This is a genomic window from Paraburkholderia sp. TE9906 (genome assembly GCF_056279605.1).
Map to the genome: position 1 here is coordinate 621656 of NZ_JBWCCT010000003.1, position 25520 is coordinate 647175.

The window sequence follows — 25520 nt, forward strand, 5'->3', positions numbered from 1 at the left end:
CCTGGCAGTTGCATCATCCTGCGCGCCGCGTCGAAAACGGACACCGGGATGGCAATCACAGAGTACGCGTATTCGCCGCGCGCGCAAGCGGCGACGCATCCCAGCCGCTCAGGCATGCGGCCCAAAAAAACGCGGTGCGCCGCAGATCGATCACTGCGACGCACCGCGTCAAGGTGGAGAACAACCGACTACCTGCTCAATGTGAAGCGGCCCCGCCTCACACTGTCTTTCTCCTGCATTCCAGTCACGCAAAGAGGTAGCCAACTTCGCGCACGACCGTGCCCGCCTCCCCGCTCAGATCGCCCAGCCGCCAAGATAAAACCCGACCAGCACGACCGCGATCACCACCGTCCCCACGTTCAGCTTGCGATACTCGCCGCTCACCACGCGGCCGATGACGAGCGTCGCGAAGCCGAGCATGATGCCGGTCACGATGTTCGCCGTCAGCACGATGAACACCGCGCACATCAGCCCCGACATCGCATCGACCATATCGTCCATATGCAGCTTGCTGACGTTCGACAGCATCAGCAGCCCCACGTACATCAGCGCCGGCGCCGTCGCATACGAAGGCACCAGGCCGGCCAGCGGCGAGAAGAACATCACGCCGAGAAACAGCAGGCCGACCACCGCCGCCGCCATCCCGGTCTTCGCGCCGGCCGCGACGCCGACCGTCGATTCGATATACGCCGCCGCCGGCGCGCCGCCCAGCAGGCCCGAGAAAACGGAGCTCAGCGAATCGGCGGTCAATGCGCGGCCGCCGTTGATGATGCGGCCGTTCGCATCGAGCTGGCCCGCCTGCCCCGCGACCGCGCGGATCGTGCCGGTCGCGTCGAACACGGCGGTCATCACGAGCGCGAGCACGCTCGGCAGCACGGCCATCGACAGTGCGCCCTTGATGTCCATCGCGCCGATCAGCGACGCATGGCCCGGCGCGCTCAACGACGGCACCGCGAACACACCATGGAATGCGACGGCCGGATCGAGCGCGAGCCCGATCGCCGAAATCGCGACGATCACGATCAGGATCGAGCCCGGCACGCGGCGGCGCACCAGCCCGAAAATTGCCGCGAGCCCCGCCACCGACATCAGCGCCGGCAACGCGGTGATCTGCCCGAGCGCGACCGGCAAGCCGGCGCCCGGATTCTTCACGACCAGCCCGACGTCGTTGGCGGCGATCAGCAGCAGGAAGAGACCAATGCCGATACCCGTGCCGTGCGCGATGCCGGTCGGCAGATTGCGCAGAATCCACGAGCGCACGCCGGTCACCGAGATCGCGGTGAACACCACGCCCATCAGGAACACCGCGCCGAGCGCTACATTCGGCTGCAGCCCCTTGCCGAGCACGAGGCCGAACGCGGTGAACGCAGTCAGCGAAATCGCGCAGCCGATCGCGATCGGCAGGCGCGCCCACACGCCCATCAGCAGCGAGCCGAACGCGGTGGTCAGGCACACCGCGACGAACACCGCGCTGGTGTCGAAACCCGCCTTGCCGAACATGCCCGGCACGACGAACACGGAATAGACCATCGCGAGAAAGGTCGTGATGCCCGCGACGATCTCCTGACGCTGCGAGCTGCCGCGTGACGAGATTTCGAAATAGCGGTCGAGTAAGCCCTTTCCGTCGAACGACTCGGTCGCGACTTCGGAAATCGCCTGGGCGTGGGGTTCCATCATGATGAGTGCCTCCTTTATCAGCATGCTGAAACGGCCGTCGATGCGGCCGTCGTCAGGGTTCGTCTCGTTGAATTGATTGATGTGTGGGTGCTTCGCTCTGCGTGCTTCGCTTCTGTGGCCTTGTTTTGTTGCATCGAAATGTAGGCCAACACAAATATGTCTCCAATCGCATGGATGGCATGCCGGACATGTCACGACGCTTATATCGTTCAGGAGACGCCACAGCCGCGAGCGCGCCGCGCGTTTACACCTACGGCTCGTCATGAAGAGGTAAAGGCTTCTGACGGCTTTCCGACGCTTTCACAGCCCGCCGGCCCGAGACGAACGCGCGCCGCACGGCACGAAGCATGCTTGCGAACACGCGCGCGGATGCCTGCAAAATCGGGGCCGCCCCGGCTCGCGGGTTACACTCTGGCCCGTACCTGTGATAACCGCGGCGGCCTCTCGCGCCCGTCCGCACCGGCCCATGGAGTTTGTCCCGATGACTGGCGGTTTTTCGCGTCCTGCCTGGCGCGTGCTGATCCTCGCTGTCGCGCTTTTCGCGCTGTCCGGCTGCAGCCTGTTGTGGGGCCCGCAGCAGGCGCCGATCGTCGATGCGACGATCATGCCCGTCGAACCCGCCAGCGCGCCGGTGGCGGCCTCGGAGCCCGAGCCCGTCGAAACCGAGGCGAACGAACCCGAGCAGCCGAAAAAGCCGAAGAAGCCGGTCGTCAAGCCGCACAAGGTCGAACCTCCGCCGCCGGTCGCCACGCCCGCGCCGCCGCCTCCTCCTCCCGCGCCGCTGATCGTGCTGCGCACGATCGAGCGCAACGAGGCGCACGCGCTGCTCGACAGCGAAGTGCAGAAGCCCGACGGCAAGGTGGTCGGCCGCGCCGTCGACATGACGGCCGACGCCCTCGGCAAGCCGCGCGAGATGGTCGTCAATCTGCAAGGTTTCCTCGGTGTCGGCGACCGCAAGGTGAACTTCCCGTGGGGCGCGTTCCGCTTCACGCCCACCGCCAAATCCGCGCCGATCACGCTCAACGCCGCGGCGGTGCCCACCGGCCCGGCCAAATCCAATGTCGTGCAGATGCCGCTGATCGACGCCACCGTCGAGCGTTCGAACGGCGCCAAGGTCGGCCGCGTGATCGACGTGCTGATCGACGGCAACGCGCAACCGCAGGCCGTCGTGCTCGACGTCAACGGCATGGTCAGCACCGAGCGGCGCACGATTGCCGCGAACTGGTCGGCATTGCGCTTCGTCACGCGCGATAAGGAACTGCGTCCGCTCATCGATCTGAGCGACGCGCAGATCAACGCGACGCCGCCCTACGCCAACGACAAGCCGATTCGCGCGGTGTCTCCAGCGCCGCCGCCCGCGCCCGCACCGACGCCTGCGCCAGCCGCCGCGTCGGCGCCTGCCGCGTCGACGGCCATCGCGGTATCCAACGCACGGGCGGCCCGATGATCGGCCGCACGATGGTCACGGCGCGCAGTCTGCGCGCGCTCGATTGGCTTAATTTTTTCGTCGCCAACGTGCAGACGGGCTTCGGGCCGTTCATCGCGTCGTATCTCGCGTCGCATAAGTGGACCCAGGGTGAGATCGGCATGGCGCTCTCGGTCGGCACCATCAGCGCGATGGTGAGCCAGGTGCCGGGCGGCGCCGCGGTCGACGCGCTGCGCAACAAGAAAGGCGCGGCCGCGTGGGCGATCATCGCGATCATCCTGAGCGCGGTGCTGCTGGCCGCCAGTCCGACGGTGCTGCCGGTGATCGCCGCCGAGGTCTTCCACGGCTTCGCGAGCTGCATGCTGACGCCGGCGCTCGCCGCGATTTCGTTCGCGCTGGTGGGGCGCGCGAATCTCGGCGACCGGCTCGGGCGCAATGCGCGCTGGGCGTCGATCGGCAGTGCGGTCGCGGCCGGCTTGATGGGCGTATTCGGCGAATACTATTCGCCGCGCGCGGTGTTCTGGCTGACCGCCGGGCTCGCGGTGCCCGCGTTGATCGCGCTGTCGATGATCCAGCGCACCGATACGGTCGAGTTGCCGAAGGCCGCGCCCACGCCGCAGCAGCTCGAACGGCGCGAGAGCCTGCGCGAACTGCTGCGCGATAAGCGCATGCTGCTGTTCGCGGCGTGCATCGTGCTGTTCCATCTGTCGAACGCGGCGATGCTGAATCTGGCCGCGGGCGAAGTGACGGCCGGCATGGGCGACAACGTGCAGCTCGTGATCGCGGCGTGCATCATCGTGCCGCAGGCGATCGTCGCGATGATGTCGCCGTGGGTCGGGCGCTCCGCCGAACGCTGGGGACGCAGGCCGATCCTGCTGCTCGGCTTTTCGGCGCTGCCGATCCGCGCGTTGCTGTTCGCCGGAATCAGCAGCCCGTATCTGCTGGTGCCGGTGCAGATGCTGGACGGTCTGAGCGCCGCGGTGTTCGGCGTGATGCTGCCGCTGATTGCCGCCGACGTCGCCGGCGACAAGGGCCGCTACAACCTGTGTATCGGGCTCTTCGGGCTGGCGGCGGGGATCGGGGCGACGTTGAGCACGACGGCCGCGGGTTTCGTCGCGGATCATTTCGGCAATGCGGTCAGCTTCTTCGGTCTCGCCGCAGCGGGTGCGCTGGCCGTGCTGCTCGTGTGGGCGGCCATGCCCGAGACGCGTGATGCGTCGGCAGCCGGTGATGCGCCGCTGGCCGATGGAGAAAAATCAGCGGCGAGGTGATGGCGGACGGGTGGCAGGCGAACGCGCATGCGCGGCCGGGCCACTTAGGTCGCTCGTCAGGTATGGCACTGGGAGTGCGTTGAGGTGCATCGAACCGCAACGAAACCGCTCGCCGCATGTGAAAAAGAGCCGCGATGAATTTTCATCGCGGCTCTTTTTCAATCTGGCCGTGCCCTCTTCAGGTACGACACGACCCACACCGCAAGCATTGCGCCGCGCGTCCCACCCGGCGCCTCAATCAATCGCCCGGCCAGCCGTCTCACGCATCCACGGCAACGGCAGCAGCGACACCAGCCCACAGCCGATCAGATACCACGCCGGCGCGAGATTGTTGCCGGAAATCTGAATCAGCCACGTCGCGAAGAACTGCGCGAAGCCGCCGAAGATCGACACCCCGAGGCAATAAACGATCGACATGCCGGTTGCGCGAATCGCACGCGGAAACATCTCAGGCAGCATCACGATATTGGGCACGGCCGTGAACGCGACCAGCACCGCGAGCCCCGCCACCACCGACAGCAACACCGGCACCGTCGGCACGGCATTGATGATCATGAAAGCCGGATACACCGCGGCGATCAGCAACACCCGCGACACCCACAGCACGCGCTTGCGTCCGACGCGATCGGACAGCGCGCCGGCGAACGGCGAACAGATCACCGTGACCACCGCCGCGGCCCACGCGGCCCACAGCGCCGACGACATCGGCAGATGCAGGATCCGGATCGCGTAAGTGGACAGATAGAACAGCACCATGTAATTCGCCGCGGTGCCGCCGATCGTCGTCAGCACACCCATCGTGATGACGCGCGAATGGTCGCGAAACAGCTTGCGCACCGGCTGCGAAGCCGGCACTTGAGCGACGGCCGCGGCCTGCGGCGCCGTGCCGTCCTCGATGCCGGGCAGCGTCTCATCCAGATGACGCCGGATATAAATGCCGATCGGCCCCATCGCCATGCCGATCACGAACGGCACGCGCCAGCCCCAGCTTTCGAGCGCGTCGGTGGACAGCCACGCCGCCAGCGCGACGCCGAGCAGCGAGCCGCACACCGTGTTCAAGCCCTGGCTCACGAACTGCCAGCTGCCGTAGAACCCGCGCGTTTTGTCGCTGCCGTATTCGAGCAGCAGCGAGGTCGACGCGCCGATCTCGCCGCCCAGCGCGAAACCCTGAATCAGCCGCGCGAGAATCACCAGCAGCGGCGCGGCGAGACCGATCGCCGCATAGGTCGGCGCAAACGCGATCAGCGCGGAGCCGAGCGTCATCAGCCACAGCGTCAGACTCATTGCCGCCTTGCGGCCCGCGCGATCGGCATAGCCGCCGAGCACCACGCCGCCCACCGGCCGCATGATGAAACCGACGCCGAACGTGCCGACCGCCAGCATCAGTTGCGCGAGCTGCCCTTCCACCGGGAAATACAGCTTGCCGATGATCGTCGCGAAGAAGCTGTAGATCGTGAAGTCGAAAAATTCGAGACCGTTACCGAGCGTGATCGCGGCAATCGCTTTCGCGTGATGCATGCGCTCGGCCGGCGCTATGGTCTTTCCTGCGGCCGACGCGTTCTGTCTGCCGGGCGCATCGGCGCCTGCGGGTTGCGGTGTGGCGGAATAGTCCATCTGTCTCTCCGTGATGTGCTTGCTGCTGACGCAGCGCATCGCGCTAGCGTCCGCATGGCCTGCTATGGCATACCGTGCCCGCGTCAAACCAGAAACGTCTGCGCGAGTCGCACCCAGTAGGCCGCCCCGGTGGCGAGGCAAGCGTCGTTGAAGTCGTAGCCCGGGTTGTGGACCATGCAGCCGCCCTCGCCATCGCCATTGCCGATGATCAGGTAGCTGCCCGCACAGCGTTCGAGCAGGAATGCGAAATCCTCGCTGCCGGTGAGCGGCTGCATATCGGCGATCAAGCCGTCTTCGCCGAGCCAGTCGAGCGCGACCTGGCGCGCGAGGCCGGTCATCTGCACGTCGTTGACGAGCACCGGATAGCGGCGCTGATAATCCACCTCGGCACGCGCGCCGAACACGGCGGCCTGCGCGGTGGCCACCGCCGTGATGCGCTCCTGCAGGTAGTCGCGCACCTCGGGTTTGAGCGCGCGCACCGACAGGCGCATCTCGGCGGTCTCCGGGATCACGTTGGGCGCTTCGCCCGCGTGAATCGCACCGACGGTGATGATCGCCATGTCGAGCGGCGCGATGTTGCGCGAGACGATCGACTGCAAGGCGAGCACGATCTGCGCGCACACCACGACCGGATCGACGGCCTTGTGCGGCACCGCGCCGTGGCCGCCGCGCCCCGTCACCGTGATGATCACCGTGTCCGAGGAGGCCATGAACGAGCCCGGCAGGAAGCCGAATTTGCCGGTGGGAAAGCCCGGCATGTTGTGCATCGCGAACACCGCGTCGCAGGGAAACTGCTCGAACAGGCCGTCTTCGAGCATCTTTTTCGCGCCGGCCAGGCCTTCTTCGGCGGGCTGGAAAATCAGGTTCAACGTGCCGTCGAAGCCCTTTTCCTGCGCGAGATGTTTGGCGGCGGCCAGCAGCATCGCGGTGTGTCCGTCGTGGCCGCACGCGTGCATCTTGCCGGGCACCGTGCTCGCGTACGGCAAGCCGGTGGTTTCGTGAATCGGCAGCGCATCCATGTCGGCGCGCAGACCCAGCCTGCGCGTGCCGTTGCCGACCTTCAACTGCCCGACCACGCCCGTCTGACCCAATCCGCGATGCACCGTGTAGCCCCACTCCCGCAGGCGTTCGGCCACGAGGTCGCCGGTGGCGAATTCCTCGTAAGCCAGCTCCGGCTGAGCGTGAATGCGGCGGCGCAGCGCGATCATTTCGTCTTCGAGTTCGGCGATGCCCGCCGGGATGGCCATGGTGTTCACGTGTCGTCTCCGTTGATGAAAGCGTGAACCCAGCATAGCGACGCCGATTTTCCGGCGGCAGGCGTAGAATCGTTGCGGCAGCAACTCCTGGTTGCCACCCTCATCGCACCTTCTTTAGATGAAACTGCATCAACTCAGTACCTTGGCGGCCATTGCGGATACCGGAAGTATCCGGGCGGCGGCACGCGCGCTGGGCCTTTCGCCGGCCGCCGTGACCAAGGCGATGCGCGAACTGGAAGCCGATCTGCACGCCCCGCTGCTCGTGCGCAGCGCGAGCGGCGTCGCCTTCACCGAGTTCGGCCGCGCGCTGGTCGTGCATGCGCGCCTCGTGCTCGGGCAATTGCAGCGCGCGCAGGCGGAGATCGAAGCGCTGCGCGGCGCGGCCGCCGGCAAGCTGTCGATCGGCGTCACGCCATGGGTTGCGCTGACCTTTCTGCCGCCCGCCGTGCAGCGGTTCCGGCAACGCATGCCGGAAGTTCAGCTGGAGTTTTTCGAAGGCCTGCTCGCGGTGGTGCAGCCGCGCCTGCGCGACGGCAGCCTCGATTTTTCGATCGGCCGGCCGCCGCCCGCGTCGCCGCAATCGGAGTTTCACAACGTGCCGCTCTTCTCGACGCATTCGGCGGTGGTCGCGCGGCGTGATCATCCGCTGGCCGGTTGCCGCACGCTGCTCGAACTCGAAGACGCGGAGTGGGTGCTGAACTGGGATCCCGCAAGCCGCGAGTCGATCGCGGACAACCTGTTCCGCCAGCGCGGCATGCGCGTGCCGCACACCATTCATCTCGCGCATTCACTGTCGATCGTGCTGGGGCTGCTCGCGCACACGGACATGCTCAGCATCTTTCCGTGGCCGCTCGTCGAAGTGACGCTCGCGAAAGAGAACCTGTGGGCGCTGCCCTTGCGCGAGACGGTCGATGAAACCATCGTCAGCATCACCTCACGGCGCGGCGCGCCGACCAGTCCGGCGGCTCAGTGCTTTCTCGACTGCCTGCGCGAAGTGATCGACGCAGGGGCGAGCTCGCAGGACCCGGAGCAGCGCCGGCTGTTTCATTCGATCGAGTTGCTGCTTTGAGGGTGGCGGGCGCGGTTCGGCGCGACGCGCCCGGTCGGTCAATCGAGAAACTCCGCCGCCCGCTTGCGCAACACCACGCCGAAGTCGTCGAGCCAGCCGATCGACAGGCGCCAGCTCTGCCAGTACAGATCGACGTCGATGTGCTTGCCCGGCGCCATCTCCATCAGTTCGCCGCTCGCCAGATGCGCGGCGATCATCCGCTCCGGACACATGCCCCAGCCGAGGCCCGTCACGCAGGCCCGCAAAAAGCCGGCGACGTGGGGAATCCAGTGCAACGGCGGATCGAGCTCCGCGCGCGTGATGCGGCGCATGAAGCGCTTTTGCAACTGATCCTTCGGATTGAAATCGACGCACGGCGTGCCGCGCAAACTGTCACGCGTGACGCCGTCGGCGAAATAGCGCGCGAAAAACGCCGGCGAACAGACCGCCATATAACGCATCCGTCCGAGCCGCGTGGAGCGGCAGCCTTGCACCGGTTCGGCCTGGGTCGTGACCGCGCCTTGCACGCTGCCGTCGCGAATCCGCTCCGCCGTGTGATCCTGATCGTCGATCACCAGATCGAGCAGCATCTCGCGCTCCGAGCAGAACGGCGCCACCGCGTCGATGAACCAGGTGCCGACGCTGTCGTCGTTGACCGCCACGCGCAACGCCGGCCACGGCTCGACCAGCGCGCCGGGCAGCGCCGGCAGGCGGCCGGTCAACTCCGCTTCGAGCAATTGCACGCGTTCGGTGTGCCGGCACAACAGCGCGCCGGAGGTGGTCGCGACGCACGGCTGGCCGCGCTTGACCAGCACGCTGCCCACCCGCTCCTCCAGCAGCTTGACCCGCTGCGACACCGCCGACGGCGTGACATTCAGTTCGCTGGCCGCGCGATCGAACGAACCGTGGCGCACCACGGCGGCCAGCGCGTCGAGCAACGCATAGTCGAGCATTAGCGTTCCTTAATCGGCATTAAGTAAATTAGCTTCTCTTATGAGATGCAAAACCGCAGACTAGCCCCGTTGGCTTCTTCCGTCTACTGGATTCGTTTTTATGAACTGGCTATCCTTTTCTCACGGCGCCGCCCTGTGCGCATCGCTGATCGTGACCATCGGCGCGCAAAATGCGTTCGTGCTGCGTCAAGGCATCCTGCGCTCGCATGTCGGCAAGATCGTCGTGCTGTGCGCGCTGTCGGACTTCATTCTGATCGGCGCGGGCGTGGGCGGCGCCTCGGTGCTGGTGGAACGCTACCCGGTGTTCGTCCATGCGATGCTGTACGTCGGGCTCGCCTATCTCGCGTGGTTCGGCATCAACGCGCTGCGCCGCGCCGTGCGCCCCGGGCATGCGGTGCTCGACGCCCAGGCGAACGGCGCGCCGCCCGCGCAACGCGCCATGCCGATCATCCTGATGACGCTCGCGCTCACCTGGCTCAATCCGCACGTGTATCTCGACACCTTCCTGCTGATCGGCACGGCCGGCGCGCGCGAGCCGCAAGACGCTCGGCTCGCGTTTGCGCTCGGCGCGATGGCGGTGAGCGGGATCTGGTTCGTCGGTCTCGGCTACGGAGCGCGCGCACTGGCGCCGCTGTTTCGCCGGGCGACCGCATGGCGCGTGCTGGACGGTGCGATCGGCAGCATGGTGTTGCTGCTTGCGGTGACCCAGTTGCGGTAATCGCGATCCGTTGCGGCGAAGGCGTGGTTCAGCGCGCCGCCTTGCGCCGCATGCGCAAACGCCCACGAAGCGCCGTTATTCCACCGCCACTTTCTGCGCCGGGTCATGCCCGGCGAGCGCGTCTGCTTCCTCGGCCGGCACGAGCTTCATGAGCCGCGCGAGCACCGGCCACCGCATCAAAGACTGCTGAAACGCCTCCTTCGCCTGCCCGTCGAAGTAACGGGCCGGATCGACTTCGGGCAAGCGGCGCGCGAGGCCGGTGATATCGTCCACCGGCCAGCCGCCGCCATTTTCAGCGGCATGCCCGACGGCTTTCCCTGCGGTCTTCACCGCCGCCGTCGAAGCCGTCTTGCCGTCATCCTTCGTAGTCGCCGCCGTCATTTGCCATCCACCCATACGCCGTCCGGCGTCTTCACGACATAGCCCGATGCCGTCTTCATCGTCACCGTCCCTTCGTTTTCGCCGACCATCTGCGTTTGCGGCAGATTCATCGCGTACTGCGACAAGGTCACGCCCGGCTTGAACGGGCTGTTCGACACGAGATTCGACAGCAGTTGCGCGAGCGCGAGAAAACTCGACGGATTGTCGATCACCGTCGTCGGTCCATGGTTGCCCTGGAAGCCGACCAGCCGCACACCCGCCGGACCATGGATGACGCGCGGCGTCGGAATTTCGCGCAGGCCGGCCACCTGGTTCGCGTCGCCGCGCAAGGCCGCGCCGTGTTCAGGCACGAACACGATCACCGCGCGCCGGCCCGATGCCGCGATCAGATCCGCGAACCGGTCGAAGTCGCTCATCAGCTTGTTCACGCGCTGCGGGTACGAATCGAGGCTCGACAGACTGCTGTTCGGCAGACGGTTGCCGTCGTGCAGACTGATCGTGTTGTAGTACAGCGCGACCGGTCCCGGTGTGCTGGCGCGCTGCGCGTACCAGTTGGCGAGCGTCGCGTAATCGTCGCGAATCGCGGACCCGTCGAACGCGTGCATCGCGACGGGCACGCTGGTGTTCGAAATCATCGGCACGTTCGGCACGCCGGCGTTGTCGTGCACCAGTTGCAGGAAGTTGTCGAAGTGGCCGTCGTGGTTCAGCATCGTCTGCGGCGTGTAACCCGCCTGGGCGAGATCGGCCAGCAGGTGGCACTGTTGCGGCGCGTCCTTGTAAAGGTCCGCGTGCGCCTCCTGCCCGCAGCTCGCCCGCAGCACGCGAATCGCGGCCGGTCCGCTATAGCTCGCCGCCGTGCTGAAGTTCGTGAACAGATAGTCGAAATGGCTCAGCATCGGGTGATTGCGCGCCTTCACGGCATCGAGGTCGTCCCACGACAGCGAGCAGATGTGCAGCACGATCACGTCGAACTGCGTGTTCGGATCGGCGCCGAGATGGCCGAAAGTGACCTGCCGCTGCGACTCCTGCGTACGGAATGCGGCGAGCGCCGCGTTATGGTCGAGCGGCTGCGCGGCGAGCGCATTGCCCGATGCTGCCGCCACGGGCGCGCTGCGCCATTGCGCCAGCACCGTGCTGCCCTCCTGCCACATCGGAATCGCGACCAGCGCGATCAGCACGAAGGTCGCGACGCGCAGCCAGCGGTTCACGATCAGATAGGCGACCAGACCACCGAGCGCGCCGAGCAGCAGCATCGGCGGCAGGAAACGCTGCGCGAGCTCCACCCAGTAGCCGAAGCTGAAGGTGGTGAGGTTGCCGAATTCTTCGGTCAGACGCGCGAACGGCGGCACGTTCGCTTCGTGGTACATCAGCGGTATGCCGATCGCGAGGCCGAGCAGGTTGCGCAACACGCGCAGGCCGCGATGCCTGAGCGTCGCGCTCGCGGCCAGCAGCAACGCGAAGCCGAGGTTGACGAGCCACAGCGGTTGCAGATGGCCGCCCGCGAACAGGTACAGCTTGACGATGAAGTACAGGTTCCACAAAGTCATGAACAGAGTTCTCACATTGGCCGGGCGCGCACGCCAGCGGCATTAATAGCGTGTGCGGTCCAGCGCGAGCAGCGACTGGCACACGCGCAGCACGCCGGTCAGCAGCCTCGAATAGCCCTCGATGCCCATCGTCAGCACGTCCTTCAGGCCGCGCAGCGGGGTGTCCTCGACGGTTTGCTCGTCCCAGTCGAGCCATGCGTCGGCGCGGCCGAACGTGCATTGCACCATCTGCCGTTCCTGTTCGAGCGTCAGGCCGTCGAAGCGCACGCCCAGATGCTTGCCGACGAAACGGCTCACGTAGACGGGAAAATGAAATTGCCGGTCGCCTCGGCTCAGGCAGACGCCGAGGCTGTCGCCGGGCGCGAGCCGCAATGCCGGATCGACTTCGAGACCGAGTCCGCCGGTCGAGTAATCGCTGGTGGTGCACGCGAGCGTCGTGCCGTCCGCGAGCAGCAGCGTGGCCGCCGCGCGCATCGCGATACGATGGGTCACGCGCACCTGCTTCGCCTCACGCGCCACGCTCGCCGCCGCGCCGAGCATCACGAGGTTGTAGAGCGTCCAGAACACGTTCATCAGGATCGTCGCGGTCTCGTCGCCCTGGCCGAACATCAGCCGGTACACGCCCGCCGCCAGCGCGCACACGTTCAGTCCGAGCAGCACCAGATACGGCTTCGACACGGCCCAGTCGAAATAACCTTCGTCGATGCGGCCGCCCTTGTCGGTCACGTTGAACTGGCCGTGCTTCGGACTGAAGAAGGCGATGGTGGTCGGCAGCGCGATATACCAGGCGAGCACCGATTCGTACACTTCGGCCCAGAACGAGTGGCGGAATTTACCCTGCATCCGCGAGTTCGCGATGTTGGCGAGCACGATGTACGGCAGCACGAATCCGGCGATGGTGGTCGCCGACGCGTTGATGAAATACATCTGGAAAAACAGATACGCCATCGGCATGGTCAGGAAGATGAGCCGCGGGATACCGTAGAAAAAATGCAGCATCGCGTTGCCGTAACAGAGCCGCTGGAAGAAGCTCAGGCCGCGGCCGAAAAACGGATTGTCGATGCGGAAAATCTGCGCCATGCCGCGCGCCCAGCGCGTGCGCTGCTTGATGTGGCTCGCGAGACTTTCGGTGGCGAGACCGGCGGCCTGCACGGTCGGCAGATAAGCGGTCGTATAGCCGCGCCGATGCAGTTTGAGCGCGGTATGCGCGTCTTCCGTGACCGTCTCCACCGCGACGCCGCCCACTTCTTCGAGCGCCGTGCGCTTGATCACCGCGCACGAGCCGCAGAAGAACGACGCGTTCCACAGATCGTTGCCGGATTGCACGAGCCCGTAAAACAGGTTGCCTTCGTTGGGCACGCGGCGGAACGTGCCGAGGTTGCGCTCGAACGGGTCGGGCGAGAAGAAGTGATGCGGCGTCTGCACCATCGCGCAACGGGCGTCGCGCAGGAACGTGCCCATCGTGGTTTGCAGGAACGAGCGCGTCGGCACGTGATCGCAATCGAAGATCGCGATGTACTCGCCGTGGGTCTTCTCCAGGGCGCGGTTGATGTTGCCGGCCTTCGCGTGCCGGTTGTCGTCGCGGGTCAGGTAGCCGATGCCGCTGTCGTGCGCGAACTGTCTGAATTCTTCGCGGTGGCCGTCGTCGAGCAGATACACGCGCAGCCGGTCCGCCGGCCAGTCGATGCCCTGGGCGGCGAACACGGTCGGCCGCACCACCGACAGCGGCTCGTTATAGGTCGGAATATAAATGTCGACGCTCGGCCAGTTCGCGGTATCGGCGGGCAGTTCGGCGACCGCGCGGTTCAGCGGCCACGCGGTCTGCACGAAGCCGAGCAGCAGAATGACCCACGTATACGCTTCGGCGCCGAACAGCAGATAGCCGAGAATCGCCTCGCCCGGTGTCTGGAACGACAGCGTCTGCGTGATGCGCCACCAGACATAGCGCGCCATCGCGAGCAACGCGAGTGTCGTCAGGATCAGCACCGGCATGCGGCCAGGGAAGCGGCGCAAGATCAGTGCGACGGCCACCAGCACTGCGAAGAATTCGAACTGACCATCCGAGGACAACGGCGAGGTGCCGATCATCGTCCACAGGACTGCGCCCGCCAGCACGATGAGCGGCAGCAGCCAGCGAATGTGGCCGACGCGCTGCGTGCCGCTTTCGAGTTGCGCGCCCCAGCGCTGCCACGGCAGGCGCGGCAGCATCGCTTCGATACGGCGGCGCAGGCGGCGCCAGCGCAATAGCACCGGCACCAGCCAGCGGTCGATCCACGCGAGCACGGCGCGCACCTGCGCGGCGGCGCTTCGCTCGGACAGGCGCGGCGCGCGGATGAAAGCGCGCCACAGCCAGGCGCGCGGGCGGTGGGGTTCGAGCACACCCCATTGCAGCGCGAGATGCAGCACGACGGCTCTGATCCAACGGCGCGGGTAGTCGGGCTTGCCCGGTGAAGGCGGCTGGAACATCAGGCGGACGAACCAGTCGAGCGGTGTGCGGTTGACGGGGACGCCGAGGTTGCGGGCGAGCCAGTCGACGGTGCGCTGACGTCGGGTGCGGGCGGTGGCGCCGGTGGGGGTTGGGGTGGCGTGGGGCGCCAGGCCGGACTCCTCGCCCCGCTCGCCCGTGTCGCCGTTCATCGGCCGGTTCATGCCGCCTCGCCTGCGCGGCGCGCGAGCGTCGCCGATGTCCCGCCGACCCACGCGTCGAGCCAGTTGGCAAGGCCATGCAGATCGTGCGATGCCTGCGAATGCGGCGCATCGTCGAAGAGCCACGTACCGCGCGCGAACGACTCCGGCATCGCCACATCGAGATGCACGCGCTGCGCGAGCGGCAGACCATCGCCGAGCGCCGCCGCGAGCATCGCGAGCACGTCGCGCTGCATGTCGCGCGCCGGGTTCAGGCGGTTCACGATGATCCTCAGAGTCGCGCCGTCGCGCCGCAAGTCATCGAGCCGCGCGACGAGCGTCGCGCAGGCGGCCGGTTCGGGCGGCGTCACGCACAGCACCAGGTCGGCGCAGCGCAGCGCCTGCGCGGCCTGCTGCGAGGGATATCGGGCGGTGTCGATCAGCACGACGCCATCGCGCGGCAAATCGAGTTGCGCGAGCGCGCTCGCGAGCCATCGCGGCTCGGCGGCAAGCCGCGCATCGCAGCGCGCGCTGTGTGCGAGCGAGACCTCGCCGTACGGCACGAACAGCACGCCCTCGGCATTGCGCCACGTATGCGCGTGCCACGCATGGGTCTCGTCGAGCAGCGCTTGCGCGAGCCCGGCGGGCGCGAGGCCGTCGATCCCGAGATGCACGCCGAGCATGTTCTGCGGATCGAAGTCGAGTGCGACCACCTGAGCGCCGCGCCGCGCGAGCAATACCGCGAGCGCGGCGCTCAGCGTCGTGCGGCCCGTGCCGCCGGCGGTGGAAACGACGGCGATCGTTTTCATCGTGTGGCCTCGTCGACGCGCTGCGCGTCGGGCAGCAGCCGGGCGCGCAGCGCGACCGGTTCGATATCGCAGCGCACCGCGTCGCGCGGATCGAAGCCGCGCATCGCCGCGAGCCCGCGACGCGCGCCGCCGCGCTGCCAGACGATCCATACCGGCACCGCGATGACCACGCCCGCGGCGAAACAGGTCAGTAGAAATTCCATCACTCGTGCTCCTTGTTTCGCAGCGGCATCGCGTAAGGTTCGGCGTGGCGGCGCGGTGGTGTCGCGCGGGGCGTGGTTGGGCGCGATGCGCTCGAGGCCTGGCTTTTCTGTGGCAACGCGCCTGGGAGCGCTGCGTTGCGTTGCGTCGCTTCGGCGGTCTGCGCGCGCTCGGCGATCGCGGCGTTCGCGGCGTTCGCAGTCTTCGCCGCGCCGTTGTCCGCAAACGCAGCCGCACCCTCCGCCGCCTCATCACGTGCCCACGTCAGCGCCTTTTCCACCGTCGCGAGTTGCTCCGCTGCCGCCAGCTCGGCCGCGCCCAACGCCCTCTGTTCGACCCGCAAACTCTGCCTCAGTCCCTCGGCGCCGCTCGCGCGCACCGGTGCCGCGAACAGATCGCTGTAGTCAGCAATCCGCGCGCGCCGGTTCGCCGCGTCCAGCGCAGCCAGCTCATCGCCGATGCTCTGCTCCGCCAGATGCACGAGCGCATCCGCAATCCGCTCGACCGGCACATCGAAGATGCGCGCCAGCGCGGCATCCGCATCGGCCAGCCGGCACGCGAACAGGAACACGTACAGATGCGACGCGTCGGCGGTAAACACATCGCCCTCGCGGCGCGGCACGCAATGCCGCAACGCGTCGACATGCGCGCACTGCGGCAGCAGCGTCAACTTGACGAGCACATGCGGCAACTGCAGCACCGCGCTGCGTTCGAGCACGGTGCGCACGCGCTCGCAGAACGCGCCGGCGGGCAAATAGCCGAGCACGGCGTCGCTCAACGCGGCGCTGAGCGCGGCGCGATAGTCGGCGGCGACCGGCCGCGCATGAAGCTGCCCTTGCAGCGATTGCAGCAGCGACTGCATGCGCGAGAACGGCAGATCGCGCCCCAGCACGAGGTTGGCGCCGAGCGTCAGCACCAGCAGCTCGTATTGATGACGCAGCACCTCCCCGCGTTCGACAATCACGATCTTCAGCGCGCGCCCCGCCTGCCGGCGCAGCGCATGGACCGCCGCGCACAGCGCGTCGAGCTGCGCGCCGCCCGCGTAGTCGAGCACCACGGTCGCCGCCTGGGCATCGGCGCAGGCGGCCAGCACCGCCGCCTGATCGGCCAGCACTTCCCAGTGCGGCGGCACCCACGCCTCATGGCCGCGCACGACCGCGCGGCTCACCACGACCCGCTGTTCGTCGCGCGCAAGCAACCCGTCGCCGAGTGCGATCACGCCGCCCGGCGCATCGGCCGCCACGCCCAGGCGGCCGCTCTCGGCGAACCGCAGCGCACGGACCTCGCCGGTCACGAGCGTGCGATCGGAGCGCCAGAAGTCGACCTGCCACAACAACTCGCCGTGCGTGTGCTCCATGTGCGCGACCCCGGCGCACGCGGCGTGAAATTCGTTGCGGTCATACTGCGCGGCCGCGTTGTCCGCCGCTGTGCGCGTCGCGAGCCAATCGGTGTCGTCGAGGTCGGCCTCGCCCGACGGCGCGCCGAGCAGCAGCACGAGCGTGATGTTGCGCGCCGCGCACCAGTTGGCCAGCATGCGGCCCTCGCGGGCGAGCGCGCGGGCGTCGTCCCAGCTGAACCAGCGCTCGGCACCTTCGATGAAATACAGCGAGCGCGAGCGGAATCCGAAGCGCTTGAGCGCGCGCAGACCGCCGAACACCCTGGCGAGTTCGACGGGTGCGGCGCGCGGCGCGCTCGCTTGGGTGGCATCGACCGCATCGACCGCCTCGACCGCCTCGCCGACGGCCTGCGGCATCGCCAGCACGCTCAGATGACGCGGCCAGCCCGAAGCCGGTGCGTTCGCGCTAAAGCCGAGTTCGCGCAGACGCTGCGCTACGTCGGCGCGCTCGCGTGCGAGCACGACCGTGACATCGCGCGTTTGCGCAGCGCGTGCGCTCTGCCAGATCAGCGCATCGGCGCCGGGCGTACGCGGCGCCGCATAGAGCGCGTAGAGCTTGCCCGCTTCGAGCGAGGCCCATTCGTCGGGCAACGCGTCGAGCGCGAGGCGTCCGAGCTTGCGCGCAGCCGCTCGCGAGCCCGCGCGGCCGAAGGCTTGCAGCCAGCCGCGCACGAAGGCGCCGGGCGCCGCAGGCTTGAGTGGATTCGAAACGGTGCTCACGCGTGGATTCCCTGATCTGGTTGCATCGCCGGTCAATAGCTGGAGTAAAGACGCGCGGGGCGCGGCGACAGACTGTTGTCCTGCTTGCGCGCGTCGAACGTATAGCGCAGATAGACCAGCGCGGAACTCGGTGCGTAGTCGTGCGAACGATCGATGCTCAGTTGCGCGCCCGCCAGCAGATGCTGATTGAAGCGGTATTGCACGATGCCCGCGAGCCCATACGAAAACGCGACGCCGCGCGTCGAGCTCGCGGCATTCACCAGCGTGCCGAGGCCGGGCGCCGCACCGAGCCCGGCCGGCAAACCGTTCGGGTAGTACGGCGAATTTTTCTCGTACGAGTTGGACACGCCGAGCGTCGCGGTCAGATCCCAGTTCAGCGCGTCATGCCGGCCGGCCCATTCGATCGGCACGCCGAGCGACAGATAGCGCTGCGGACTGTAGTAGCCGCCCTGGCCGAACGAATAGAAGCGCAGGTTGTTCGTGTAGTGCCACACGTTGCCGATCAGACCGGTGCTCACGAGCGTGTCGATGCGCCGATAGACCGGCACCGTGAATCCCGTGCGCAACGTGACCTCCTGATTGCTCGCGACGTTGCGGCCGGTCAGCATGCCCAGGCCGAGATCGGCGAACAGACTCGTCACGCCGACATCGACGGACGAATGCAGATCGATGCCGTCTCGGCGCACACCACCCCATACCGTGCCGGTCACCGGGTCGTGCATGCCGGCGTACGAAAGCTGGCTGCCTGTTTCGGGACGCCGCGAGCCGCTGACCGAGAAGCTCGCCGGTCCGGCATCGAACGCATAGCGCGCGCCGCCGACCAGGTAATGCACCGGGAACCCGAGCGGCGTCGTGCCGATGTCGAAGCGCCAGGCATCGGACGTATAGCCCGCGCCGAGCGCCACGCCGGTCACCGATTGATGCAGATACGGCGAGCTCGCGAGCAGCGCGGCGCGGGTCTGCGCCGCAATGCCGAGCGAGGCCGCGAGGTTGTCGGCCGCGCCGATGGTGCCGAACGTGTCGCGCGTGAATGCGTTGCCTTCGCTCACGTCGAGCGTGCCGGCATCCAGGTGCACGGTGTCGATATGCGCGAAAAAATGGCCGTCGTAGCGATACGGAATCTGCAGGTACAGCGGCGCCTGCCAGGCGCGCAGCTGCGAAATGCCGGCATCGCCCGATTTATACGCGGGCAGCCAGCCGGTCTCGATCTCCGGATTGCGGCGCTGTTCGAGATCGGCGAGCGCCGCTTGCGCGGGGGTGCCGTCGGGACCGGCGCTCACGCCCGCCGCGCGCTCCTGCGCGAACGACAGGCGGTACAGCGAAGCGGCCTCCTCGTATTGCCCGAGGTCCTGCGCGACGCGGCCGCTTTGCACCGTCACGTCCGGGCGAGCCGGATACGCGACGCGCAACGCCGACGTCACCCGCTGCGCCTCCTGCGGCTCACGCAGCGCGGCGAGCCGGCGCGCCGCCGAGAGCCGCGTGTCGACATCGTCGGGCGCGGCATCGTCGAGCACGCTGCGCACCAGATCGAGCGCGCTGCGGCGCTCGCCGCTCTGCTCCAGCACGCGGGCAAGCGCCAGCTGCACATCCGGGTCGTTGGGCGTGGCGGCCAGCACCGGACCCAGCGCGGCGCGCGCGGCCGCGTAGTGCCCTTGCAGGCGTTCGAGATCCGCGACTTCGAGTGCGTAGCGTTTGTCGCGCCGGCCCGCCGGGCTCACCTGGGCGAGCAACTGCCGCGCGCGTTGGTAGTCCTGACGATCGAGCGCCTCGTCGGTTTCGCGCAGCACAAGACGCAGCGCCTGGTCTTCGAGACGCGTGCTTTGCGCAGCGCTCAGCTTGACTTGCGGATCGTCGCGCAAGCGGGTCAGCCACGCGTCGAGTTCGGCGTTGCCGATCTTCGCGCTGGCGCTGCCGAGCAGATCGCCATAGCGCAGGCGCACGTCGGCATCGGTCTGCTGCGGGTGAGTGTCCATCCAGTTTTGCAGCAGCGCGAGGCCGCGCTGCGCTTCGCCCTGCTCGATCCACATCGCGCCGACCGCCGCGAGCAGATTCGGGTCGGCGGCGGCCAGGGCGCGGGCTTCGTCGAGCGCCTGGGTGGCGCCCGCGCGATCGTCGAGCGCAAACGCGGCGCGCGCCTTGACGAGCCACTGCTGCGCCTGCAGATTGCGCGCGAGCGCGCGCATGCCGTCGGTACGGTCGCGCTCGGCGATCGGCGCGAGCACGGCCTGCGCGCCGCCGATGTCGTCGAGCGAGTTGCGGTACAGCGCGCTCGCGTAGCGCATTTCGGGCGAGGCGGAGATCGCGAGGCCGTCGTCCATCACGACGCGGCCGAGTTGCGGCAAGCCCAGATCGCGATACAGACGCGCAAGCGCAAAGCGCGTCCATGGCGCGTCAGGCGCGGCGCGCAAGGACGCTTCGTAGCGCGCCGCTGCGGGCCCCCGCTGACCCGCGGCCAGCAGCGTGTCGGCCTGGTTCGCGAGCAGATCGGCGCGCAGTTGCGCGAGGCTCTGGCGATCGTCGGCGGCGGTGAAGCGGCTTTGCAAGGCGTCCAGCAAGGGCTCGACCTGCGCCGCGCGGCCGGTGTTCTCGAACAGCGTCTGCGTGCTGCGCAGCGCCGCGATGCTCGGCTCGCGCGCGGCCAGCAGGTCGCGCAGCAGGGGTTCGGCCGCGCCCCAGTCGTGCTGTGCGAGCAGCGCATCGGCCAGCATCAGCTTCGCGTCCGGGCTGCCGGGCTCCATCGCGAGCGCGGCGCGCGCGAACCGCTCGGCGTCTTGCGGCTGGCCGGCCGCCGCCGCGTCGCGGCTGTGCGCGAGCGTCCCCCAGAACTGCGCGGCGCGCGCGAGGCTCTCCCACTTCGCGCGATTGTCCGGCGCGAGCGCGGCTGCACGCAGAAACAGCGCGTGCGCTTCATCGCGCCGCCCGGCCCGCATGCGTACGAGACCCAGTCCGCCGAGCGCTTCGGCATCGTCCGGACGCGCCTGCGCGGCGCGCGCGAGCAGCGCTTCCGCGCTCGTCAGATCGTCGCGCGCGAGCGCCTGCAGGCCGCGTTGCTGCGCGATGTAATCGGGATTGCGTTCGAGTTGCCGCTGCGCGTCGAGTTGCGCTTCGATCGCGGCGACCCGCTCCTTGAATTCGGTGTCGTCTGGAACGAGTTGCAGATAGGCGCGCAGCGCGTCGACGTACGCCGGGTCCGCGCCCGCCGATTGCAGCACGTGTCGCCACGCGTCGAGCGAGGCCGAGCGATCCGAGTCAGGCCGCGTCGCCAGATTCCATGCGATGCGGTTGGCCTCGGCACGCGTCTCGCCGCGCGCGTTGAGCAGGTTCGCGAGCACCAGCGCCGAATCGACGTCGGACGGATCGGCGGCGACCCGCTGCCGCAACGCGCCGATGGCCTGCGTGCGGCCCTCGGGCGTGCCGGCGATGATCTGGTAGTACTCGGCGCCGAGCGAGCCGGACGGTGCGCCGTGCGGAAACAGCGCGAGCAGGCGGCGCGTCGCCTCGGCGGACTGGCCGCTGCGCGCGAGCAGACGCACGGTCGCGAGTTCCTGGCGGCCGTTGGTGGCGACGCGGAACTCGTCTTCGATCTGCTGCGTCGCGGCTGTACCCGGTGCGGTGGAGCGCAGCCGCGTGAGCGTGGCCTGCGCGGCTTGCGCCTCGCCGAGGCGCAACTGGATGCGCACCTGCTCGGCGAGCAACGACGGATCGTCGGGGGCGATCAGCAGCGCTTTCTGGATCGCCTGCGACGCGAGGTCGTCGCGATGTTTCGTCGACCACATGCGGGCGGTGGCGAAGAGGCGTTGGGTGGCGGCGTACTGCGGGGCCGACGCGCCGGGCTTCGCATCGATCATCGCGGCGGAAGCCGCGTGCGGTGCCACGGCACGCGCCATCGCCGCTTGCGCGACATGCGCCCACACGCTGCCCGCCATACCCATCCACGCGAGCACGGCCAGCCGCGTCGTGCGCTTCACTGAGCCGAGGCGCGACATGGCGAACTCCATCGTGGATCGAGGGTGCCGTCGGCGGCGAAACGGTAATGGCCGTCGCGCCAGCCCAGCGCGAACAGGCTCAGCACGCTGCTGTAATAACCAGCGGGCGTCTCACGGTCGAGTTGCGCCGCGCGCGCGATCTGCGCATCGGCGAGCGCGTGCTCGCCGCGCGCGTCGAGAAATGGCGCGGCGGCCGCCGAGAAGCCTGCGTTGCCCATGTTCGCGCCGACGGCGCCGGTCGTCGTATCGACTCTTTCCGGCGGCGCGCCATGCGCGGCGATGAAGTCCGCGAACGGCGCGAAGCGGGCGAGCAAAGCCGGCGCGAGCGGATCGCGCGGGTCGAGCATGCCGGCCCACAGATACACGCGGATCGCGTTATACGCGCTCTCGGCCTGGGTCTGCGGGTCCGGTGCGAAACCCTGCTTCGCGCGATACAGCGCCCAGTCGGGCGCGAAGCCGCGCGGCGCGGTGTCGGTCAACACACGGCGGCTGCTCGCGAGAAGACGCGTCCAGCGCGCGTCGTCCGGCAGCCGCGTGGCGATGCCGCGAAGCACCTGGGGCGGCGAATAGCTCGGATTGACGCGCCATACGTCAGCCGCCGGATGAAAGCCGACCGGCCCCGGCAGCAGCGTCAGGCCGAGTCCCGCGATGCTGGCGGCTTCCTCGTCGAGCACGCGCTTCGCGAGCACCGCGCCGCGCGCCGTGTAGCTGCGCTCGTGCCACGCGTGACCGGCTTCGAGCAGCGCATACGCGATCCACAGGTCCGCATCCGACGATGCGTTCGCGTCGAGCACCTTCCACTGCCCATCGTCCGCGCGGCCCCACAGCCAGGCCGGCAGATGCGCGGTCAGGTCGCCTTGCGCGAGATGCTGTTCGGTCCATTGCAGGATCGTGTCGAAGGCCGCGCGATCGTTCTCGACCAGCGCAAGGAAAAGCGCGTACGACTGGCCTTCGGAGACGGTGCGCGAATCGTTCGAGCCGACGTCGATCACGCGGCCGTCGGCGGAGATGAAATCGCGCTTGAATTGTTGCCAGCGTGGCCAGGGGGAGCGTGGGCAGTTTGCGGGGGGCGTGGCAGTCGCGTTTGACGGGCTGGTTGTGCTGGTTGTGCTGGTTGTGCTGGTTGTGCTGGTTGTGCTGGTTGCGTCGGTTGTGCCAGTCGCCAGAACGGCGTGAGCGGCGTGAGCACTCGATGCAATAGCCGCATTCGCCCCCTCGCCCCATTGCGTGATCTCGCCCGCAACCGCCTGCTGCGCGCCCATCCCCATCACGATCGACGCACCCGCCAGGGCCATCGCCACGCCAACGGCCCGCACGACAACCACAGCGACCTTCAGGCCCAAACCCCGACCCGCATCCCCTCGTACATCGCCCCGCCCCCGTCCCGACGGCGCCTTGCCCCTCACCGGCGTCATCGTTCAGACTCCCCGGCGGCGCGCGGCCAGTTCCTGCAACGCGGTGAACGCGCCGATCGCCAGCAGCAGCCCGGCCAGCGCGCCGAGCACGCCGAGCAGGACCGGGTGCTCGATCGCACGGCTCCACAACTTCGCATACCACGGCACATAGCCGACCACATACGCGTCGCCGACGCGCATGCTGTCCACTTCGCCGCCGCGCAGCAACGCGACGTCGCCCTGCAACTGCGCGACGCGGTCGGGCTTCTCGAGCATGTCGAGCAACTGCGACAACTGCTGCTGATCGGTGGCCGTCAACGCGACCACGCTGCGTCCCTTGCTGCCCGGCAGCTCGAAACCCATCAGCGCGGCGAGCGCGCCGTCGCGGTCGATACGCGCGCTGCCATCCGGCAGATGCGCGCCGTTGCGCCACTGCTCCTTCACCGAAAACGATGCGCGCGTAATCGGACCGTCGGAAGCGCCGTCGTTCGATGCCGCGCCGATGCTCAGCGGCAACGCGTCGCGCCAACGTGCAAGCAGCGGCGCCGAGCCGTTGCCGCCGATCACGAGCAGATCCTTGCCGCTCAGGAGCGCAAGCTCGCGAGGCCGCGCGATCTGCACGCGCAGCGCCGGATAGCCGGTCCACTGCCCCATGTGGCCGAGCATCGTCAGCATGCCTTCGATTTCCTGCGGCGCAGGATGCTCGGGAATCACCACGGCTGTCTGCGAGAGATCGGCGTAGCGCGTGAACGGGAAGCCGCTGTTCGCGAAGTACGCGAGGTTCGGCATCTGCGCGTAGTGGACGAAGCCCGAGAAGTCGATCGTCGAATCGGGGTCGACCGCGGCCTGCACCGGATTCGAGGCCACCGACTGGCACAGCCCGGTCTTCTGCGAATCCAGATTGAAGCGCAACTGCAACTGGTTCGAGCTGCCGACGCGGAATGCGGGAATGTCGAGCGCGCTGCTCGAGCGGTTGCCGCCGTTCGACAGCACCGGCAGTTGCAGACGGCCTTGCGCGTCGTCGGCGCTGGCCGGCGCGAGCCGGTACGACTTGACGAGCTGGTCGTTGATCTGCACCGCGAGCGCCGAGTTGTTCTGCACCGTCGGCGCGGTGTAGCGGTATTTCAGGTTCAGCGGCACGCCCGCGCCGTTCCACGAGAACAGATCGGCGGGCACGCGCAGATTCAGGCGGATTGCGTCCGGCGCGCTGCCCTGCACCTGCAGCTGGTTCGGCGTGTCGATCAGTTCCTTGAACGCGACCGGGCGATCCACCGGTACCCAGCGCGGCGCATCGTACGGTTTGCGCGGCGCGCCGATGTCGATCTGCCCGATGCGCACGGCGGGCCCCGCCATCGCCGTCTTGCCGAGCACGAGCGCGGCGCTGGCCTGGTCGACTTCCTGCGCCGTGCGGCCCGTCACGATCAGCAGCTTCTTGCCCGGCGCGGCGGGATTGTCGGCGACGATGAGCATCGGGCCGCTCACCGTCGGCAACTTCAGACCGGCGGGCAACTGCGCGCTGCGCGCGACCACCACCGCGTGCGCATCGGACGGCAACGCGGACACAGCCGGAAAGCGCGCCTGCCGGTAATCGGCCTGAGCGCCGAACCACGAGGCGAGCACGCCTGCGCTGCGCAGCGTCGCGTTGTCGGCGCCGGCCGGCAGCACGAACGGCAGCATCAGCCGGCTCACGTCGCGCCGGTCGAAAAACGGCGCGGGCAATAGCGCCAGATCGTCGGGCAAGCGGATCGGCGCGCTGTCGAGAATCAGCTCGCTCGTCGGACTGACGTCGGCCCATAGCGCCGAGTTGTCCGGGTCCTCGCAATGGTCGAGCGTGTAATGCGCGATCAGCCGCAGATCGAGCTGGTTGTAATCGGTAAGAAAGCGCGGGTCGAGCGCGATCTCCTGCGTGACGATCTGCCCGGCGTGTTCGCGATCGAACGGCACGGTCGCGACCACTTCGTTGTTGATCGACACCTTCAGATGCGAGAGCGGAAAGACCAGCGCCGGCGAATACGTATAGCGCAGGCGCAGCCGCGCCGCGGTGACCACGCGATCGAGCCGCACGCCGACGTTGACGGTGCGCGCGTCGTCGAGTCCGCGCAGGTTCAGCGGTTGATACGCGCCTAACGCGGCGAACGACAGGTGGGTGGTGGAGTTGGCCGCGTCGGCAGCAGCGCCGGCCTTGCCGGATGCAGTCGCCGCGTTAGTCGCAGGCGTTCCGTTCGCGGCGTTGGCAGCCAGGAGGCCGGCTATCGCCGCATTCGACGCCGGCGCGACAACCGCAACCGATGACGCCGGACGCGCAACCGATGCAATCGATCCAGCGGGCACGGACGGCGCAGCGGCCGATACGGCGGCATAGAGAGCGCCGAATGCGGCGGTCAGCGACAGGCACAACGATACGACAGGTTTCATGACAGATCAGCTTGTTGGACCTCGGCCGTCCGCCCTTGACTGCATTGGGCACTGTGCGAATTCGGTCTGCCGCACGCGCGCGC

General features: G+C 68.0%; 17 protein-coding genes. 4 read left to right on the forward strand and 13 right to left on the reverse strand.

The annotated features are described in order from the left end of the window. Nucleotides 1–294 precede the first annotated feature (294 nt). Complete coding sequence (locus ACZ9H4_RS10570) at nucleotides 295–1677, reverse strand: NCS2 family permease (protein ID WP_408148830.1); 1383 nt, start codon at nucleotides 1675–1677, stop codon at nucleotides 295–297. A gap of 481 nt (nucleotides 1678–2158) precedes the next feature. Here ACZ9H4_RS10570 and ACZ9H4_RS10575 point away from each other — a divergent pair, with 481 nt between their 5' ends. Together ACZ9H4_RS10575 and ACZ9H4_RS10580 are read left to right on the forward strand one after the other, a co-directional pair. Beyond that, nucleotides 2159–3124 carry a PRC-barrel domain containing protein gene (locus tag ACZ9H4_RS10575; protein ID WP_476118988.1) on the forward strand — a complete coding sequence of 322 codons (966 nt, stop codon included), beginning with the start codon at nucleotides 2159–2161 and terminating at the stop codon, nucleotides 3122–3124. Continuing rightward, a complete protein-coding gene (locus ACZ9H4_RS10580; protein ID WP_408148834.1) occupies nucleotides 3121–4374 on the forward strand; it encodes an MFS transporter in 1254 nt (417 codons plus the stop codon). The genes ACZ9H4_RS10575 and ACZ9H4_RS10580 overlap by 4 nt, the downstream gene beginning before the upstream one ends. Nucleotides 4375–4608: 234 nt before the next feature. On the opposite strand, the gene ACZ9H4_RS10585 is transcribed toward ACZ9H4_RS10580, so the two are convergent. Both ACZ9H4_RS10585 and ACZ9H4_RS10590 read right to left on the reverse strand, forming a co-directional pair. Beyond that, nucleotides 4609–5988 (reverse strand): MFS transporter, encoded by a 1380-nt coding sequence (locus ACZ9H4_RS10585; RefSeq protein ID WP_476118989.1) that lies wholly within the window; start codon nucleotides 5986–5988, stop codon nucleotides 4609–4611. An 83-nt stretch (nucleotides 5989–6071) separates the two neighbouring features. Then, nucleotides 6072–7244 (reverse strand): M20 aminoacylase family protein, encoded by a 1173-nt coding sequence (locus tag ACZ9H4_RS10590; RefSeq protein ID WP_408148838.1) that lies wholly within the window; start codon nucleotides 7242–7244, stop codon nucleotides 6072–6074. 118 nt (nucleotides 7245–7362) lie between these two features. On the opposite strand from ACZ9H4_RS10590, the gene ACZ9H4_RS10595 reads away from it, so the two are divergent. After that, nucleotides 7363–8313 (forward strand): LysR family transcriptional regulator, encoded by a 951-nt coding sequence (locus tag ACZ9H4_RS10595; RefSeq protein WP_408327468.1) that lies wholly within the window; start codon nucleotides 7363–7365, stop codon nucleotides 8311–8313. 38 nt (nucleotides 8314–8351) lie between these two features. On the opposite strand, the gene ACZ9H4_RS10600 is transcribed toward ACZ9H4_RS10595, so the two are convergent. Further along, the gene (locus ACZ9H4_RS10600; protein ID WP_408148842.1) at nucleotides 8352–9245 is read right to left on the reverse strand and encodes a LysR family transcriptional regulator ArgP; all 894 of its coding nucleotides are present in this window, start codon (nucleotides 9243–9245) and stop codon (nucleotides 8352–8354) included. A gap of 100 nt (nucleotides 9246–9345) precedes the next feature. On the opposite strand from ACZ9H4_RS10600, the gene ACZ9H4_RS10605 reads away from it, so the two are divergent. Further along, nucleotides 9346–9963 (forward strand): LysE/ArgO family amino acid transporter, encoded by a 618-nt coding sequence (locus tag ACZ9H4_RS10605; RefSeq protein ID WP_408148844.1) that lies wholly within the window; start codon nucleotides 9346–9348, stop codon nucleotides 9961–9963. Between the two features lie 75 nt (nucleotides 9964–10038). On the opposite strand, the gene ACZ9H4_RS10610 is transcribed toward ACZ9H4_RS10605, so the two are convergent. From ACZ9H4_RS10610 to bcsB, 9 genes are all read right to left on the reverse strand, one after another. After that, nucleotides 10039–10344, reverse strand: a complete 306-nt coding sequence (locus ACZ9H4_RS10610; protein ID WP_408327463.1) for a hypothetical protein — start codon at nucleotides 10342–10344, stop codon at nucleotides 10039–10041. Next, on the reverse strand, nucleotides 10341–11891 hold the full coding sequence (bcsG, locus tag ACZ9H4_RS10615; RefSeq protein ID WP_408327461.1) for a cellulose biosynthesis protein BcsG: 1551 nt from the start codon (nucleotides 11889–11891) through the stop codon (nucleotides 10341–10343). The genes ACZ9H4_RS10610 and bcsG overlap by 4 nt, the downstream gene beginning before the upstream one ends. A 42-nt stretch (nucleotides 11892–11933) precedes the next feature. Further along, nucleotides 11934–14540 carry a UDP-forming cellulose synthase catalytic subunit gene (gene bcsA, locus ACZ9H4_RS10620; RefSeq protein ID WP_476118990.1) on the reverse strand — a complete coding sequence of 869 codons (2607 nt, stop codon included), beginning with the start codon at nucleotides 14538–14540 and terminating at the stop codon, nucleotides 11934–11936. Next, nucleotides 14537–15325, reverse strand: a complete 789-nt coding sequence (bcsQ, locus tag ACZ9H4_RS10625; protein WP_408327456.1) for a cellulose biosynthesis protein BcsQ — start codon at nucleotides 15323–15325, stop codon at nucleotides 14537–14539. The genes bcsA and bcsQ overlap by 4 nt, the downstream gene beginning before the upstream one ends. Further along, nucleotides 15322–15528 carry a hypothetical protein gene (locus tag ACZ9H4_RS10630; RefSeq protein WP_476118992.1) on the reverse strand — a complete coding sequence of 69 codons (207 nt, stop codon included), beginning with the start codon at nucleotides 15526–15528 and terminating at the stop codon, nucleotides 15322–15324. The genes bcsQ and ACZ9H4_RS10630 overlap by 4 nt, the downstream gene beginning before the upstream one ends. Then, nucleotides 15528–17642 (reverse strand): cellulose biosynthesis protein BcsE, encoded by a 2115-nt coding sequence (gene bcsE, locus ACZ9H4_RS10635; RefSeq protein WP_476118993.1) that lies wholly within the window; start codon nucleotides 17640–17642, stop codon nucleotides 15528–15530. Before bcsE ends, ACZ9H4_RS10630 begins: the two co-directional genes overlap by 1 nt. A 32-nt stretch (nucleotides 17643–17674) precedes the next feature. Further along, nucleotides 17675–21628 carry a cellulose synthase subunit BcsC-related outer membrane protein gene (locus tag ACZ9H4_RS10640; protein ID WP_476118994.1) on the reverse strand — a complete coding sequence of 1318 codons (3954 nt, stop codon included), beginning with the start codon at nucleotides 21626–21628 and terminating at the stop codon, nucleotides 17675–17677. After that, nucleotides 21607–22923, reverse strand: a complete 1317-nt coding sequence (gene bcsZ / locus ACZ9H4_RS10645) for a cellulose synthase complex periplasmic endoglucanase BcsZ (RefSeq protein ID WP_476118995.1) — start codon at nucleotides 22921–22923, stop codon at nucleotides 21607–21609. Before bcsZ ends, ACZ9H4_RS10640 begins: the two co-directional genes overlap by 22 nt. A 123-nt stretch (nucleotides 22924–23046) precedes the next feature. Then, nucleotides 23047–25437 (reverse strand): cellulose biosynthesis cyclic di-GMP-binding regulatory protein BcsB, encoded by a 2391-nt coding sequence (bcsB, locus tag ACZ9H4_RS10650; protein WP_408145260.1) that lies wholly within the window; start codon nucleotides 25435–25437, stop codon nucleotides 23047–23049. Nucleotides 25438–25520 lie beyond the last annotated feature (83 nt).

Excerpts from the sequence above, each read along its gene's own strand:
- ACZ9H4_RS10580 (WP_408148834.1), top strand. The coding sequence starts at position 3,121 with ATGATCGGCCGCACGATGGTCACGGCGCGCAGTCTGCGCGCGCTCGAT.
- ACZ9H4_RS10605 (WP_408148844.1), top strand. The coding sequence starts at position 9,346 with ATGAACTGGCTATCCTTTTCTCACGGCGCCGCCCTGTGCGCATCGCTG.
- ACZ9H4_RS10575 (WP_476118988.1), top strand. The coding sequence starts at position 2,159 with ATGACTGGCGGTTTTTCGCGTCCTGCCTGGCGCGTGCTGATCCTCGCT.
- bcsZ (WP_476118995.1), bottom strand. The coding sequence starts at position 22,923 with ATGGCCCTGGCGGGTGCGTCGATCGTGATGGGGATGGGCGCGCAGCAG.
- bcsG (WP_408327461.1), bottom strand. The coding sequence starts at position 11,891 with ATGACTTTGTGGAACCTGTACTTCATCGTCAAGCTGTACCTGTTCGCG.
- ACZ9H4_RS10600 (WP_408148842.1), bottom strand. The coding sequence starts at position 9,245 with ATGCTCGACTATGCGTTGCTCGACGCGCTGGCCGCCGTGGTGCGCCAC.
- ACZ9H4_RS10630 (WP_476118992.1), bottom strand. The coding sequence starts at position 15,528 with ATGGAATTTCTACTGACCTGTTTCGCCGCGGGCGTGGTCATCGCGGTG.
- ACZ9H4_RS10570 (WP_408148830.1), bottom strand. The coding sequence starts at position 1,677 with ATGATGGAACCCCACGCCCAGGCGATTTCCGAAGTCGCGACCGAGTCG.
- ACZ9H4_RS10610 (WP_408327463.1), bottom strand. The coding sequence starts at position 10,344 with ATGACGGCGGCGACTACGAAGGATGACGGCAAGACGGCTTCGACGGCG.
- ACZ9H4_RS10585 (WP_476118989.1), bottom strand. The coding sequence starts at position 5,988 with ATGGACTATTCCGCCACACCGCAACCCGCAGGCGCCGATGCGCCCGGC.
- bcsA (WP_476118990.1), bottom strand. The coding sequence starts at position 14,540 with ATGAACCGGCCGATGAACGGCGACACGGGCGAGCGGGGCGAGGAGTCC.
- ACZ9H4_RS10640 (WP_476118994.1), bottom strand. The coding sequence starts at position 21,628 with ATGTCGCGCCTCGGCTCAGTGAAGCGCACGACGCGGCTGGCCGTGCTC.
- bcsQ (WP_408327456.1), bottom strand. The coding sequence starts at position 15,325 with ATGAAAACGATCGCCGTCGTTTCCACCGCCGGCGGCACGGGCCGCACG.
- bcsB (WP_408145260.1), bottom strand. The coding sequence starts at position 25,437 with ATGAAACCTGTCGTATCGTTGTGCCTGTCGCTGACCGCCGCATTCGGC.
- ACZ9H4_RS10595 (WP_408327468.1), top strand. The coding sequence starts at position 7,363 with ATGAAACTGCATCAACTCAGTACCTTGGCGGCCATTGCGGATACCGGA.